This is a genomic window from Ectothiorhodospiraceae bacterium 2226 (assembly GCA_013348725.1).
Taxonomy (GTDB): Bacteria; Pseudomonadota; Gammaproteobacteria.
Genome location: CP054689.1, coordinates 1,338,158 through 1,351,690 on the forward strand (window position 1 = coordinate 1,338,158; position 13,533 = coordinate 1,351,690).

At 68.7% G+C, this 13,533-nt stretch carries 13 protein-coding genes; 7 read left to right on the forward strand and 6 right to left on the reverse strand.

Annotated elements, in window-relative coordinates:
- Nucleotides 1-5: 5 nt before the first annotated feature.
- The 3 genes from HUS23_06460 to HUS23_06470 all read left to right on the forward strand — a co-directional run bounded on the left by HUS23_06460 (nt 6) and on the right by HUS23_06470 (nt 3,744).
- On the forward strand, nt 6-881 hold the full coding sequence (locus HUS23_06460; GenBank protein ID QKT03473.1) for an alpha/beta hydrolase: 876 nt from the start codon (nt 6-8) through the stop codon (nt 879-881).
- Between the two features lie 554 nt (nt 882-1,435).
- Nucleotides 1,436-2,641, forward strand: a complete 1,206-nt coding sequence (locus HUS23_06465) for a glycosyltransferase family 4 protein (GenBank protein ID QKT03474.1) — start codon at nt 1,436-1,438, stop codon at nt 2,639-2,641.
- A 473-nt stretch (nt 2,642-3,114) separates the two neighbouring features.
- Entirely contained in the window at nt 3,115-3,744 is a 630-nt protein-coding gene (locus HUS23_06470; protein QKT03475.1) for a hypothetical protein, read from the forward strand.
- 75 nt (nt 3,745-3,819) lie between these two features.
- Here HUS23_06470 and HUS23_06475 read toward each other — a convergent pair whose 3' ends face one another.
- The gene (locus tag HUS23_06475; GenBank protein QKT03476.1) at nt 3,820-4,329 is read right to left on the reverse strand and encodes a heme-binding protein; all 510 of its coding nucleotides are present in this window, start codon (nt 4,327-4,329) and stop codon (nt 3,820-3,822) included.
- 217 nt (nt 4,330-4,546) lie between these two features.
- Here HUS23_06475 and HUS23_06480 point away from each other — a divergent pair, with 217 nt between their 5' ends.
- On the forward strand, nt 4,547-5,368 hold the full coding sequence (locus HUS23_06480) for an FprA family A-type flavoprotein (GenBank protein QKT03477.1): 822 nt from the start codon (nt 4,547-4,549) through the stop codon (nt 5,366-5,368).
- Between the two features lie 82 nt (nt 5,369-5,450).
- On the opposite strand, the gene HUS23_06485 is transcribed toward HUS23_06480, so the two are convergent.
- Genes HUS23_06485 through HUS23_06495 form a run of 3 tightly spaced genes read right to left on the reverse strand, consistent with a single transcriptional unit; the run spans nt 5,451 to nt 10,429 of the window.
- Nucleotides 5,451-8,546 (reverse strand): efflux RND transporter permease subunit, encoded by a 3,096-nt coding sequence (locus HUS23_06485; GenBank protein QKT03478.1) that lies wholly within the window; start codon nt 8,544-8,546, stop codon nt 5,451-5,453.
- Nucleotides 8,547-8,554: 8 nt separating this feature from the next.
- Nucleotides 8,555-9,673 carry an efflux RND transporter periplasmic adaptor subunit gene (locus HUS23_06490; GenBank protein ID QKT04999.1) on the reverse strand — a complete coding sequence of 373 codons (1,119 nt, stop codon included), beginning with the start codon at nt 9,671-9,673 and terminating at the stop codon, nt 8,555-8,557.
- 9 nt (nt 9,674-9,682) lie between these two features.
- Nucleotides 9,683-10,429 (reverse strand): TetR/AcrR family transcriptional regulator, encoded by a 747-nt coding sequence (locus tag HUS23_06495; protein QKT03479.1) that lies wholly within the window; start codon nt 10,427-10,429, stop codon nt 9,683-9,685.
- A gap of 132 nt (nt 10,430-10,561) precedes the next feature.
- Here HUS23_06495 and HUS23_06500 point away from each other — a divergent pair, with 132 nt between their 5' ends.
- Complete coding sequence (locus HUS23_06500) at nt 10,562-10,801, forward strand: hypothetical protein (GenBank protein ID QKT03480.1); 240 nt, start codon at nt 10,562-10,564, stop codon at nt 10,799-10,801.
- A gap of 55 nt (nt 10,802-10,856) precedes the next feature.
- On the opposite strand, the gene HUS23_06505 is transcribed toward HUS23_06500, so the two are convergent.
- Entirely contained in the window at nt 10,857-11,225 is a 369-nt protein-coding gene (locus HUS23_06505) for a nuclear transport factor 2 family protein (protein ID QKT03481.1), read from the reverse strand.
- Nucleotides 11,226-11,298: 73 nt separating this feature from the next.
- Here HUS23_06505 and HUS23_06510 point away from each other — a divergent pair, with 73 nt between their 5' ends.
- Entirely contained in the window at nt 11,299-11,547 is a 249-nt protein-coding gene (locus tag HUS23_06510) for a hypothetical protein (GenBank protein QKT03482.1), read from the forward strand.
- Here HUS23_06510 and HUS23_06515 read toward each other — a convergent pair.
- Complete coding sequence (locus HUS23_06515) at nt 11,544-12,917, reverse strand: MBL fold metallo-hydrolase (protein ID QKT03483.1); 1,374 nt, start codon at nt 12,915-12,917, stop codon at nt 11,544-11,546. The genes HUS23_06510 and HUS23_06515 overlap by 4 nt on opposite strands.
- 103 nt (nt 12,918-13,020) lie before the next feature.
- Here HUS23_06515 and HUS23_06520 point away from each other — a divergent pair, with 103 nt between their 5' ends.
- Nucleotides 13,021-13,509: a DUF2243 domain-containing protein gene (locus HUS23_06520; protein ID QKT03484.1), complete on the forward strand. Its 489-nt coding sequence runs from the start codon at nt 13,021-13,023 to the stop codon at nt 13,507-13,509.
- Nucleotides 13,510-13,533 lie beyond the last annotated feature (24 nt).

Here is a 13,533-nt window from a genome sequence, read left to right on the forward strand (position 1 = left end):
CCGCCATGGATCCGCCCTCCGTCCAGCGCCGCCCGTCGCCCAGCGGGGTGGTGCGCGTCCCGGGCGCCACGCTGGGCTACCGCATCGAAGGCAGCGGCCTGCCGACCCTGGTGCTCGGATCGTCCGTCTATTACCCGCGCACCTTCGCGGCAGACTTGCGCGCCAAGTTGCGCATGGCATTCGTCGACCAGCGCCATTTTGCCCAGAATGCGGACGCGGCGGCGGGCGACCCCCTCGAGACCTACCTGACGGACATCGAGGCGCTGCGTGCGGCCATCGGCTTCGAGCGCATGGCGCTGATCGGCCACTCCCACCACGGCAACCTCGCCCTCGAATACGCCAAGCGGTATCCGCAACGGGTGACGCACTTGGTGCTGATCGGCGCCACCCCCGTCGGCGTGGCCGACACCCTGGCCGCCGGCGTGGCCTACTGGGCCGCGCACGCCTCGGCCGACCGGCGCGCCGCGTTGCAGCGGAACTGGGCACGCCTCACGCCCGCAGCGCTCGGGAGGATGTCCGCGGCGGCGGGCTTCGTGGCCGGGTACGTCGCCGACGGGCCCAAGTACTGGTACGACCCCGCCTATGACGCGAGCGGCCTGTGGCAGGACGTCCCCATCGCGACCCAGGCCCTGCCGGGCTTTCGCGCCTTGTTCGTCGACTATGTGATGCGCTGGAATCCCGGCGAACTGCGCGCGCCGGTCCTGGTGGTGGCGGGGCGCCACGACTACGTGGTGCCGCCCACCCTGTGGGATGCGGCGCGCCCCACCCTGCCCCCCCATACCTATCACCTGTTCGAGCGCAGCGGGCACACCCCGCAACTCGAGGAGTCCGCGTGCTTCGACCGCCTGCTAGGCACTTGGCTGCGCACCGGATCGGGGTAAGGCGAGCGCCCTATGCCATCCCGACCGCGCCCTGCACAGGCTCAAAACGCTGGAACGGCTGCAATTGCTGTCCGCGCGGGATGCTTGACCGCCGGCGGCCAAGCCGGATCCGCCCGGAAAAGGGACTACTCCAGCCGCCCCGGACGCGTGGTCGACGTCCGGTGGGCAAAGCGAGTCCCCGCGTGCCCCAGTGCTGGTTTTCGCGAAACGCAGGACTAGGCGGTGCCGCCGACGCGGTGGATGAGGCGCAGCTTGCGCTGCCGCCGCACCGCTCTACCTGTTCGACCGCAGCGTTCAGCCACTGCGCATCGACCGGTCTATGGCTGCTCCATCGCACCCCACGCGACCTTTTGGATCGCGGCACTTCGATCAAGCGACAGCCAGCGCCCTGCCGTACCGCGTCCTACCCAAGTCCCAGTGCAAGCCGCGTCACCTGCGCCCGCGTAACCCACGCCCGCAAGTGGCCGGCGGATCATCATCTACTATGCTAGGGGCAGCCGAACGAGCGCGCGCCGCAGGCACACGAATCTGCGCCGTACAAGGGGGATTTCGCGATGAGTGGACGGGACCGCTTCGTGTATTGCAAGAACGGCAGTGTGGCGGACGAACTGGCCACGCTGGAAGCGGACCCCGGCCGCGGGACGAAAGGCGGCCCGTACCACTACATCGCGACGTTCCTCAAGTGGTCCACGGGCGCCCAGGTGCTGCTGCTGTCCTACGACGAGCAGCCCAAGGCGTACCGCAGCGGCTCGGTGCAAGCGCACGTGCTGCTGCGCCGTCAGCGGCGGTGGCGGCTAACCGCCACACTCCAAAAGATACGCATCTTCGCATCGACCTTCGCGCGGGTCATGGCGTTTCGTCCCACCTGGGTATTCTGCGCTGCATCGGGCCCGGCGCTCTGGGCCTGCTTTCTCGCCGCGCGCATTTATGGGGCGCCCATCGTGCACACGCGCCACAATCGCCTGGAGCGGGCCGCCGGCGGAGTGGCGGCGTGGGAGACCCGCGTCAACGCCGCGGTCATCAGGCATGTTTCCGCGGCGATCGCGCATGGACCATTTCTCGCGCAAGAGTTGGCGGCCACCGGCATCCCCGCGGCGCGCCTGCGCGAGTTCAACCTCAACTATCGTCACCTGCTCGCTCCGCCGAAGGCGAACAAGGCGACGCCGGACCTCACCCGCGAGGGAACCCGCACCGTGCTGCTCTTCATGGGCCGCCTGGTCGAGGACAAAGGCATCTTCGATCTGCTGACAGCGCTGGCGGCGCGCCTGCGCGAAGATTCCTCCTTGTGCTTGGCTTACGCGGGCGACGGGCCGGCCCGCGAGCGCCTGGCGGCGGACGTGCAGGCGCTGGGGCTCGGCGACCAGGTCGCGCTACTCGGCCATCTGGAAGAGCGGATGCTGCACGCTGTGGTGCAACAGGCGCGCGCCGTGATACTTCCCACACGACGGCGCCTGCCCGAAGGTCGCTGCAAGGCGGCCAACGAAGCACTGGTGCTGGGCACGCCCGTGATCGCCCCAGCGTTGCGCCCGTTCACCGACCTCATCGTGCACGAACGCAACGGCCTGTTGTACGAACCCGAATCGGTGCCGGCGCTCGCGCAAGCGCTGTATCGCGTGCTCGATGACGAGGCCTTGGACGAAACGCTGCGCACGGAAGGGACGGAATACTCCCATCGCCTACTGCTCGATCCGCCCTTGACCTTCGAAGCCGCACTCGAGTGGGCCTATCAAGGTAGCCAGGGAGAGCTCGCCTCCGCCTGAACGCCGGTGGATGACACGCCCGTTTCTGCTCATCGACGCACGCCGTGGACAGGAGCGTGCTGGGGCGCGCCGATGGATGATGCTAAGTCGAGCGAGGCTTGGCCAGGTCAGCCGCAGCAACATGCGCGCCGACGGCAGAGGGTGACGCGCAGGCAATCCTCGAAGCATTCCCCTCCTCCCCGCCGCGGACCCTCTGTAGGAAACGCGCGGCGCTTGACTAGAGCGTTCATGACTAGAGCGTTCATGCGCAAGTTCACCCGTAAGGCGAGGCGCGTACGGCGACGTTGACCGGACACCCACAGCGCCCGCACCGCGCGCCGCCGCTTCCAGTTCGGCCTCATCCGCCCCTCAGAGCGATATCCCGCCCGGCACCGACCGGAACGCACAACGGTGATCGGGTGGTGAACGCGAGGGACGCCGGGCAGGTATGATGGGCATCGGCGACCCAAATCAAACTTACACAACGCACAACAATGACGACATCGCGCCTCATCGCCCTGTTCGTGCCGCTGCTTACGCTGCTGGTTTCCGGCTGCGCGACCAAGCCGCCGGCCAACCAGGACAACATTTGTCACATCTTCGAGCACAATCCGCGCTGGTACGATCATGCCAAGCGCTCCGAGGATCGCTGGGGTACCCCGATCCCGGTACAGATCGCGTTCGTGCAGCAGGAATCGAGCTTCCGGCACAACGTGCGCCCGCCGCGCGATTACTTGCTGGGCGTCATCCCCAAACCGCGTAGATCGAGCGCCTACGGCTACGCGCAGGCGCAGTCCCCGGCGTGGAGCGATTACCGCAAGGCGACCGGCCACTCCACCGCGCGGCGCAGCAACATGGCGCACTCACTGGACTTCATCGGCTGGTACAACGACGTGAGTCATCGGCGGCTGAACATCCCCAAGCACGACGCCCACCGCCTGTACCTCGCCTATCACGAGGGGCACGGCGGTTACTCGCGCGGCACCTACCGGGCCAAACCGCAAGTGATGCGCGTGGCGAGCCGCGTGGATCAACGCGCGCAGCGCTACAGCAGCCAACTCGCCGGCTGTGAACGCGACTTCCGCTGCCGACGCTTCTACCAGTTCTGGCCGTTCTGTCGTTAGGCGCACGCCGAGCGGCTGGTAGGTGGGAGCGGGGTCTGAGTCCTCCTAGGACGGACTGACTCAGACCCCCGTGGATCACGGCACCAGTTCCTCGCGGATCGCCTCGATGCCGGCCTTGCCGCAGGTGTCGTCGACCTCACCGCTCGGCCCGCCGGAGATGCCGATGCCGCCCAGGATCCGTCCGGCCTCTTCGATCACCAAGCCGCCGCCCAGCACCACCACGCCCGGCAAGTCGCGGATGCCCGCCCCGGCCTCGCCCGGCCGGGTCATATCCAGCATGTCGGTGGTGTTGCGGCGGAAACTCACCGCGGTCCACGCCTTGCCGATGGCGGTGTCGGGCGTGTGAGCGCCGGCGAAGCGATCGCGCAGCAGGACCTGGACGTTGCCGCCCCGGTCCACCACGGCAACGGCGACCTGCGCCTCCTGCTCACGGCAGGCCTCCAGCGCCGCCTGCGCGGCCTTGAGCGCGAGCTCGGGAATCAGCACGGGATAATTGAACGTACCGCGCTCCTGCTGCTGGACGGCGCCCACGGCGAACGAGAGCACGAGCAGGACGAGGGCGAACGGGGCGGTGAGCTTGAGCATGACAGGGCCTCCTTGCGTGGCGAGACGGCGCAGCCCGATCACCGGTGAACCCGGCGCAGCCGCGCGGTTTTTTTCTTGCTACTCCAACAGTCTAGTACGGCCCCGCAGGAGCGACCCGCGAGGCGCCTGGTCGGCATTGATCGAGATCAGTTCCTCGCGCCGGCCCCGCCGTTATGCTTCGCCCCTGCGTTCATTCGTACAGAAAAACGAGGCGAGCATGATCACTTTGTTTGACCAGGGGGGCCACAAGTGCGTGGCGTTCGAGGATCTGGTGACCTGCGGCAAGCCCGGCGCGAGCGGCCGGGACGCCTGCGACAGCATCCAATCCAATCAGTTTCTCATCGTCGACGACGGCCACGCCGCGCTGCTCGATCCCGGCGGCAACCTGACCTACAACCGGCTGTTCATGCAGGCGAGCAACCACGTGGTGATCAAGAACCTGGACTACGTGATCGCCTCACACCAGGACCCGGACATCGTCGCCTCGCTGAACAAGTGGCTGGTGGGCACCGACTGCCAAGTGATCGTGCCGGAGATCTGGAAACGCTTCATCCCTCACTTCTGCAGCCCGGGCGCCACCGAAGGCCGGCTGATCGGCATCCCCGACGCCGGCGCCGAGATCAAGCTCGGGCGCGCCACGCTGGTGGCGCTGCCCGCCCACTTTCTGCACTCGGAGGGCAACTTCCACTTCTACGACCCGCAGAGCCGCATCCTGTTCTCCGGCGACGTCGGCGCCTCGAGCGTGGACCCGGAGGAGCTGAGCGCGCCGGTGCGGGACATGGCCACCCACATCCCGCGCATGCTGGGCTTTCACCGCCGCTATATGAACAGCAACCGGGTGTGCCGCCTGTGGGTCAACATGGTGCGCGATCTGGACGTGGACTGGATCGTCCCGCAGCACGGTCCCTCGTTCCGTGGGCGGGAGATGGTCGGGCGCTTCCTGGACTGGTTCGAGCACCTCGAGTGCGGTGTGGACCTCATGACCCAGGAGCACTACCGGCGGCCACGGGCGGCGTTGGGGCGCCCGGCCGCGGCCTAGAAACGGGTTGCCTCACTCCGAACCGGCTTCTTGAAACCACGCAACGTGACCACGGCCGCGCCCGGCGCCTGTCCGGGCGCGGCTAGGCCTCGCGCGGGGCGGCGTGCTCGTGCGGCGCTGCGACGGGGCCGCGCTCGCGGGCGAGGTAGAGATACACCGCCGGCACCACGAACAAGGTGAACAGCGTGCCGATGCTCATGCCGGCGGCGATCACCAAGCCCATCGCGAAGCGCGCGCCGGCGCCCGGCCCGCCCGCGATCAGCAGCGGCACCATGGCCAGCACGGTGGCGGCGGTGGTCATCAGGATCGGCCGCAGGCGCAGCGCGGCGGCCTCCTCGATGGCGGCCCGTTTGTCGCGGCCCTGAGCCTGCAACTGGTTGGCGAATTCCACGATCAGGATGCCGTGCTTGGCCATCAGGCCGATCAGGGTCACCAGGCCCACCTGGGTATAGATGTTCAGGGTGGCGAAGCCGAGGCTGACAAACACCAGCGCGCCGGCGATCGACATGGGCACCGTCACCAGCATGATGATCGAGTCGCGGAACGACTCGAACTGCGCGGCCAGCACCAGGTAGATCACGATCAGCGCGAAGAAGAAGGTCAGCAGCAATTGCTGGCCCTCGGCGACGAACTGGCGCGCCTGGCCCGCGTAGTCGACGCTGTAGCCGGGCGGCAGCACCTCGGCGGCGATCTCGTCGATCAGCTCGAGCGCCTCGCCCAGGGTCACGTTGGGACGCGGCACCCCGGACAAGGTGACCGCGTTCAGCTGCTGGAAGCGCTTCAGCTGCTGCGGCTGCACCGTGTGCTCCAGGGTCACCAAGGTGGACAGCGGCACCAGATCGCCGTCGCGGTTGCGCGTGTAGAGGTCCTCGATCTGGTCGGGGTTGAGCCGCTGCACGCGCTCGAGCTGCGGGATCACGCGGTAGGAGCGGTTCTCCAGCGAGAACCGCCCGGCGGGCGCGCCCGAGAACAGCGAGGCGAGATCGGCCGACAGCGTCTGCATGTCCACCCCCATCAGGGCCGCCTTGTCGCGGTCGATGCGGATCTCGGTGCGCGGCATGTCGATCTTGAGGTCGCCGTCGATGAAGATGAAGCGTCCGCTCGCCATGGCGCGGCCCACCATCTCCTGGGCGACCTCCACCAGGCTCTCGGCCGGTTCGGTGCTGCGGATCACGTACTCGATCGGCGGACCGCCGCCCGCCCCCGGCAGCGAGGGCGGCACCAGTGCGAAGACGCTCAGGCCGGGAATCCGATCGAGGCGCGGCTGCAGGTCCTCCTGCAGGATCTCGGCGGTGCTGCGCGAGCGTTGATCCCAGGGCGCGAGCACGAACCCCGCGATCGCGGCGTTGGTGCTGCCGGCGCCCGCGCCGCCGAAGCCGTTGACGATGAACACGTTCTCCAACTCGGGGATCTCGTCGAGGTAGCGGTTCATCACCGCGGTGTTGCGCTCCAGGTGGTCGAGGGTGGTGGGCGCGTCGGCCTCGGCGATGGAGAACACGAAGCCCTGATCCTCGGCGGGCTCCAGTTCGCTCGGGCTGGTGATGAACAGGAAGTAGGTCGAGGCCAGCACGATCAGGCCGAAGGTGAGCACCACGTGCTTGTCGTTCAGCGCGCCGTGCAGGCGGCGCTGATAGCGGTGGCGCAGGCCGTCGAAGCGCGCATCCAGCCACGCCTCCAGCCGCGGCTGGCGCCCCTCGGCGCGCGACTTCAGCAAGCGGGCGCTCAGCATGGGCGAGAGCGTTAGCGCGACCAGGCCGGAGATGATCACCGAGGCGGCCAGGGTGAAGGCGAACTCGATGAACAGCGTGCCGGTAATCCCGCCCACGAACGCGATGGGCAGGAACACCGCCACCAACGTGGTGGACATCGCCACGATCGGCCAGGCCAGTTCGCGCGCCCCGCGCAGCGCGGCATCGAACGGGCGCATGCCCTCCTCGATGTGGCGGTGGATGTTCTCCACCATGATGATGGCATCGTCGACTACGATGCCGATCGCCAGCACCATGGCGAGCAGGGTGAGCAGGTTGAGCGAGAACCCCATCAGGAACATCAGGAACATCGTGCCGATCAGCGCCAGCGGCACCGCCAGCGCGGGAATGAGCACGCTGCGCAGCGAACCCAGGAAGAGGTAGATCACCCCCACCACGATCACCAGCGCGAGCACGATGGTGAACAGCACCTCGTCGATAGCGCTCTGGATGTAGCGCGTGGAGTCGTACACGATCTCGCCCGCAAGCCCTTGCGGGAACTCGGGCGCGATCCGGGTACGCCAGACCTCGCGCACCTCGGCGATCACGTCCAGGACGTTGGCGTCGGGGGCCACCTCGACGCCGATGAAGGTGGCCGACTGGCCGTTGAAGCTCACCGAGACGTCGTAGTTCTCGGCGCCCAGTTCGACCTCCGCGATGTCGATCAGGCGCACGATGGCGCCGGCCTCGCTGCGCACCACCAGTTGCTCGAACTGCTCGGGGCTGTGCAGATCGGTGCTCGCCCGCAGGTCGATGCTGACCGAGTCGCCCTTGGTGCGCCCCACCGCCGACAGCACGTTCTGGGCGCGCAGCGCGCGGCTCACGTCGGCGCCGGTGACGCCCTGCGCGGCCATGCGCTCGGGGTCGAGCCACACGCGCATGGCGAAGGTGCGGTCGCCGAGGATCTCGGCGCGCTGCACGCCGGGAATGGTCGACAGTTGCGGCTCGACCACCCGCACCAGGTAATCGGTGATCTGGTTGTTGTCCAAGAGTTCCGAGTAGAAGCTCATGTACATCGCGGCGATGGTCTCGCCGACCGACAGATCGATCACCGGCTCCTCGGCGTCCTCCGGTAGATCCGAGCGCACCTTGTTCACCTGCGCGGCGATCTGGGTGAGCGCCTCGTTGGGGTCGTAGTCCAGGCGCAGGTGGGCGGTGACGATGCTCACCCCCGCCACGCTGGTGGAGGTGATGTAATCGATGCCTTCGGCGGCGGCGATCTCGCGCTCCAGCGGGGTGGTGATGAAACCCTGGATGAGATCGGCGTCGGCGCCGATATAGGCCGTGCTCACCGTCACCACCGCATTCTTCACCTCGGGGAACTGGCGCACGTTGAGGTCGAACGCGGCGCGGATACCGAGCAGCAGGATGAACAGGCTGACCACCGTGGCCAGCACCGGCTTGCGAATGAAGATGTCGGTGAAGCGCATGGGCGGCGTCAGGCGTTGTCGGGACGAGCGTCGGGGTTCATGCCGGGCTGCACGGCGGGGTCGTCGCTGACGAGCACCGCGGCGTCGTTACGCAGCTTGAGCAGTCCGCTGGTGGCCACGCGCGTACCGGGCGCGAGGCCGGCGCGCACCTCCACCAGATCGCCGCGCCGGGCGCCGGTCTGCACGAAGCGCTGGGTGACGCGCAGCACGCCCTCGGCATCTTCGGCGACGATCCACACCGCGTCGCCGTAGGGACTGAAGCGCACCGCACTGAGCGGCACGGTGACCACGGTCTCCGGCGCGCCGAGGGGCAGGCTCACGCGCCCGAACATCCCGGCGCGCAACGCCCCGTCCGGGTTCGCGACCTGCGCCTGAACCTCGAAGGTGCGCGTGGCCGCGCTGACCGCGGGCTCCACCGCGCTCACCGTGCCCTGCCACACCGCCGCGCGCGCATCGACGCGCACCTCGAGCGCCTGGCCCGGGTGGATGTCGCCCACGCGGCGCTCGGGCACGCTGAAGTTGAGGTAGATGGGATCGACGGTCTGCAGCGACACCACCGGATCGCCCGGCGAGACGTACTGACCGACGTTCACGCGGCGGATGCCCACCGCGCCCGCGAACGGGGCCCGCACCGTCTTCTGCCGGATGCGCGCGCGCTGCTCGGCCACCGCCGCGTTCGCCTGTTCGAACTCGCTCTCGGCACGCTGCAGCTCGGCCTCGGTCACCGTGTTCGCCTCCACCAGGCGCCGCGCGCGGCGCAGCTCGGTCTGCGCCAGCCGCTGCGCGGCCTCCAGGCTGGCGAGCCGAGCGCGGTCGCTCTCGGAGTCGAGCACCACCAGTTCCGCACCCGCCTCCACGGCGCTGCCGCTCTGAAAGCGGATCTCGCGCACGATGCCGCCCACCTCGGCCGTGAGCATGGCGCCCTCGACCGGCGCGAAGCTGCCCACCGCCTCGAGGCGGCGCGTCCAGGTCACTTCGCGCGCCTCGGCCGCGGTGATGGTCGCGGTCGGCGGCGGCATGGTGTCGAACACCTCGGTGATCATGGCGTTCACGAACGCCTTGAAGCCGAAGATGCCCCCGAACACCACGCCCACACCGAGCAGCATCAGGATCATGCGCTTGTTCATCATCGTTTCCTACACTCGCGGGCTCGACTGCCGCGGCCCGTCATCGTCCGCCAGCGCGGTGCGCAGGCGTGCCACCAAGGCTTCGGTAGCGGCCGCGTCCTCCAGGTCGGCCAGGGGCCGCCAACCCATGCCGTTCAAATAGGTCTGCACCTGTTGGAACAGGAGCCGCTCAGGGTTGTCGATCTGCAGGGACTCGAATAGACCTTGCACGTGCGACAGCGCATGCATTCCCTCGCTCACGCTCCAGGGGCCGCAGGCCAACTCCATGGGCGAGAGTCCCCGGCTGTCCAACTCGCCACGCGCCAGCGCCTCGCGGATGATGCCGGTGACGATCTCGCCGATGGGCTCGCCGGCGGCCAAGGCTGTGCGGCGGCGCGCGGGCGAGGTGTTCTCCCACACCGCCTCGGTGTGGACGTAGTGCAGCAGCTTGACGTGGTCCGGAAACCGGCGCGCGAACTCCAGGTCGCTCACCGCGATGGCGAACATGCGCTCGCGGGTGCCGGTGGCGCGCAGGCGCTCGACGCGGCGAAACACCTCGACCTGGGCGTCGAGCTGGCGGTTGGCCAGCGCGAGCAGCAGGTCTTCCTTGGACGTGAAATGCTGGTACAGGGTGCCGGTGGCGTAGTCGCAGGCCCGCGCCAGCCGTGCCATCTGCAGATTCAGAAAACCGTCCTCGCGGATGTACTCCGCGGCGGCCCGCAGGAAGCGCTCCTCCCGCTCGGCGAACTCCCTCTGCTTGCGCTCCTTGGTGCCCACGGCGATTCCTTTGGCGAATCGACGTCGAATTATGAATACGATTCACGCCGGCCGCAAGCGCACCGTTATTGCTTGAGCTTTCTCCCCACGCGCGACCGTTTTGGGCGACGGCAAGGGTATGGAGGACAGCGGTTGACGGATGAACTCGGCTGGATGCGCCGCCCTGCAGCGCTCGAGCAGGAACTGCAGGCACTGCACGAGGCCCTTGAGCACGCCGGCTCGTCGGCCGCGGCGGTGGTCACTGTCAGGTTCGGCGTCGCCGCAGAGCGGTCAGGCCACTGCACCGTGCGGGCTTTTCGCGCGCGCCGACTGTGTGCGCCGTACGAGGCAGCAGGGAGAGCGAAACTGCATGCGCACCCGGCGAGCGAATGACGGTGCGCCGGGCTGCGGGGCCAAGCGTGGCCTTCCGTGCCCGCGCGGGCGCGGATCAAGAGCGGGAGGTGGCCGGCGGCAACACGGTGTAGTGCATGGTCATGGCGCGGATACGCCCGTCGCGGATGACAAAGGAATCGGCGCCATCCTCCACCCGCACGCCATCGGTGCCTCGGCCGCCCCACTCCAGGAATCCGAGTTCGCCCTCCACCAGCACGGTGCGATACTCCCAGCGGCCGCCGGGCAACTGCGCTGCCAGCAGACGCGCTGCCCGGCGCACGCCCTCGTGACCACGGAACACGCCGTAAGCGCTCAGCAGCACAACGTCGGGCGCGAAATTGCGCGCAAGGTCCGCCTCCACCTCGCCTGCCTGGGCCAGGCGCAGATGATCCGCCAGGACCTCACGCGCCGAACGCGTCGCCATCGCCGCTCCCGCTGCTTGACTCACCAATGCGAATGCTTATCATTTACTCGAGTCTCACACAAGGATGATTGCCATGCCCGCCACCCCCGCTCGATCCGCGCCTCGCGCCTCGGTCGCCTCGCTCGCGCAGCTTCGTCGTCGTCTAGGTCTCGCCATGCGCGCCTACGAGCGATTGGGCGTGGGCACGTATGCGGCCGCCGCGGCCCTTCACCTGCACGAGCTGCTTGCCCACCCGCAGTTCAGGGTGAGCCCCGCGGAGCGCTGCGCGGCGCGCGCCATTGCCCGGCGATGGCAGGCGCTCGCTTGGTGCAGCGCACGCTAGCCGCCGATGATCGGGCAGCCGATGGCGCGGCACGCCGCCATCGAGCCCAGCGCCACCTCGACGTTCTGATAACCCGCGCGGCGCAACACGCTGGCCGCGATGATGGCGCGCTGGCCGCTGCCGCAGAAGGTGGTAATGGGGCGGGCGTCCGGCACCTCCTCCAGCCGCCGACCGAGTTCCCCCACGTAGAGCTGCGTGGAACCCGGCACGTAGCCCTGCGCCACTTCGTCCACGCCGCGCACGTCGAGCAGCGTGTAATCGGCCTTCGCCTCGGTACGCGCTTTGATCTCCTGCGCATGAACCGCGGGAATGGTGTCGTAGGGCCGCCCGCTGGTGGCCCAGGCGGTCATGCCGCCGCGCAGCCAGGCGCTCACGCGCCGATAGCCGAGCCGCACCAGGTGGCGTACGGCCGGCTCGAGCTGCGCGGCCTCCTCCACCACGAGGCCGATGTCTTTGTCGTAGGGCACATACCAGCCCACGAAGGCGGGGATCATGTCCAGCGGGATACCGAGGCTACCGGGCACCGCGGCGGCCGCGATCGCCTCGGGGCTGCGCACGTCCAACACCACCATGCCCTCGCCCTGCGCCTCGGCGAAGGCGTCCACGCCGAGCGGCGCGGGCAGCGGCAACTCGACCAGCGGGGCGTCGCCGTCGCGGTTCACGCGCTCCATCTGATCGAAGTACGGCGGCTTGTAGTGGTGCTCCTGCGACTTGAACGCGATGAAGGCGTCGCGGTCGAGCTGCAGGCGCGGGTTGTGGCGGCGCTCGTACCCCAGGGTGGAGAACTCGCGGTCGGCCATGCCCGAGCCGCATACCGAGCCGGCGCCGTGCGCGGGGTACAGGATCACGTGATCGCCGAGCGGGAGCAGCTTGTTGTGCAGGCTGTCGTACAGCAGGCCCGCCACCTCGCGCGCCCGCCCGGGATAGAAATCGGTGCGCCCCACGTCGCCGATGAACAGCGCGTCGCCGGTGAACACGCCCACCGGCGCCTCGCCGGTGGCCTCGTCGAACAGCACCAGCGAGATGCTGTTCAGGGTATGACCGGGCGTCTCCAGCACCTGCAGGCGCAGGTCGCCGAGCTTGAAGCACTCGCCCTCGCGCACGTCTTCGCCGTAACGGAACGGCTCGTCCGGGTCGCGCCCGTGCAGGATGCGGGCGCCGGTGCGGCGCGCCAGGTCCACGGAGCCGATGACGTAGTCCTCGTTGCGATGGGTCTCGAACACGTACGCGATGCGCACGCCCTCGCGCTCGGCAAGCTCGAGGTAGGCGTCCACGTCGCGGCGCGGGTCGATCACGGCGGCCTCGCCGCCCGCGCCCAGCATGTACGACAGATGGGCCAGGCCCTCGGACTTCAGCGTGTGCAGGAACATAGGCTCTCCGTTGTGCGGCGGCTGGTGGTCTACCTTTATCGGTTTAGTGGGCGATGGGCGCGCGCGCCAGCACCGCGCCCTGACGTGCACAGGGAGGATGCGCATGGCGGGCAATTCGGACCCTAATCCGAGCCGGCGCAAGGCCGCGGCGGCCGGCATACTGTTCGGCGTCGGCCTGGGCGGGTTCTTCGACGGCATCCTGCTGCACCAGATCCTGCAGTGGCATCAGATGCTTTCCAGCGTGCTGCCGCCCGACACGCTGGAGGCCATGCACATCAATATGCTGGGCGACGGCCTGTTCCACGCGTTCACCTGGTTCGTCACCGTGGCGGCCATGTTCCTGCTGTGGGCCGCTGCACGTCGGCGCGAGGCCTTGCCGAGCAGCGTCTGGTTCGTGGGCCTGCTGCTGCTCGGCTGGGGGCTGTTCAACCTGATCGAAGGCCTGATCAACCATCAGATCCTCGGGCTGCATCACGTCATCGGGGAACCACATGCCGGTTGGGATTGGGGCTTCGTACTGCTGGGCGGCGTCGGGCTGATCGTGGTCGGCGGGCTCATGATCCGCGCCGGCGGGCGTCCCCGCCCGCGTTGACGCTACCGAGCGGAGCCACCCCGG

Bases quoted from the DNA above. Each gene is read 5' to 3' on its own strand.
- HUS23_06465 (QKT03474.1), top strand. From the start codon at position 1,436: ATGAGTGGACGGGACCGCTTCGTGTATTGCAAGAACGGCAGTGTGGCG.
- HUS23_06505 (QKT03481.1), bottom strand. From the start codon at position 11,225: ATGGCGACGCGTTCGGCGCGTGAGGTCCTGGCGGATCATCTGCGCCTG.
- HUS23_06480 (QKT03477.1), top strand. From the start codon at position 4,547: ATGATCACTTTGTTTGACCAGGGGGGCCACAAGTGCGTGGCGTTCGAG.
- HUS23_06520 (QKT03484.1), top strand. From the start codon at position 13,021: ATGGCGGGCAATTCGGACCCTAATCCGAGCCGGCGCAAGGCCGCGGCG.
- HUS23_06475 (QKT03476.1), bottom strand. From the start codon at position 4,329: ATGCTCAAGCTCACCGCCCCGTTCGCCCTCGTCCTGCTCGTGCTCTCG.
- HUS23_06485 (QKT03478.1), bottom strand. From the start codon at position 8,546: ATGCGCTTCACCGACATCTTCATTCGCAAGCCGGTGCTGGCCACGGTG.
- HUS23_06510 (QKT03482.1), top strand. From the start codon at position 11,299: ATGCCCGCCACCCCCGCTCGATCCGCGCCTCGCGCCTCGGTCGCCTCG.
- HUS23_06515 (QKT03483.1), bottom strand. From the start codon at position 12,917: ATGTTCCTGCACACGCTGAAGTCCGAGGGCCTGGCCCATCTGTCGTAC.
- HUS23_06470 (QKT03475.1), top strand. From the start codon at position 3,115: ATGACGACATCGCGCCTCATCGCCCTGTTCGTGCCGCTGCTTACGCTG.
- HUS23_06490 (QKT04999.1), bottom strand. From the start codon at position 9,673: ATGAACAAGCGCATGATCCTGATGCTGCTCGGTGTGGGCGTGGTGTTC.
- HUS23_06460 (QKT03473.1), top strand. From the start codon at position 6: ATGGATCCGCCCTCCGTCCAGCGCCGCCCGTCGCCCAGCGGGGTGGTG.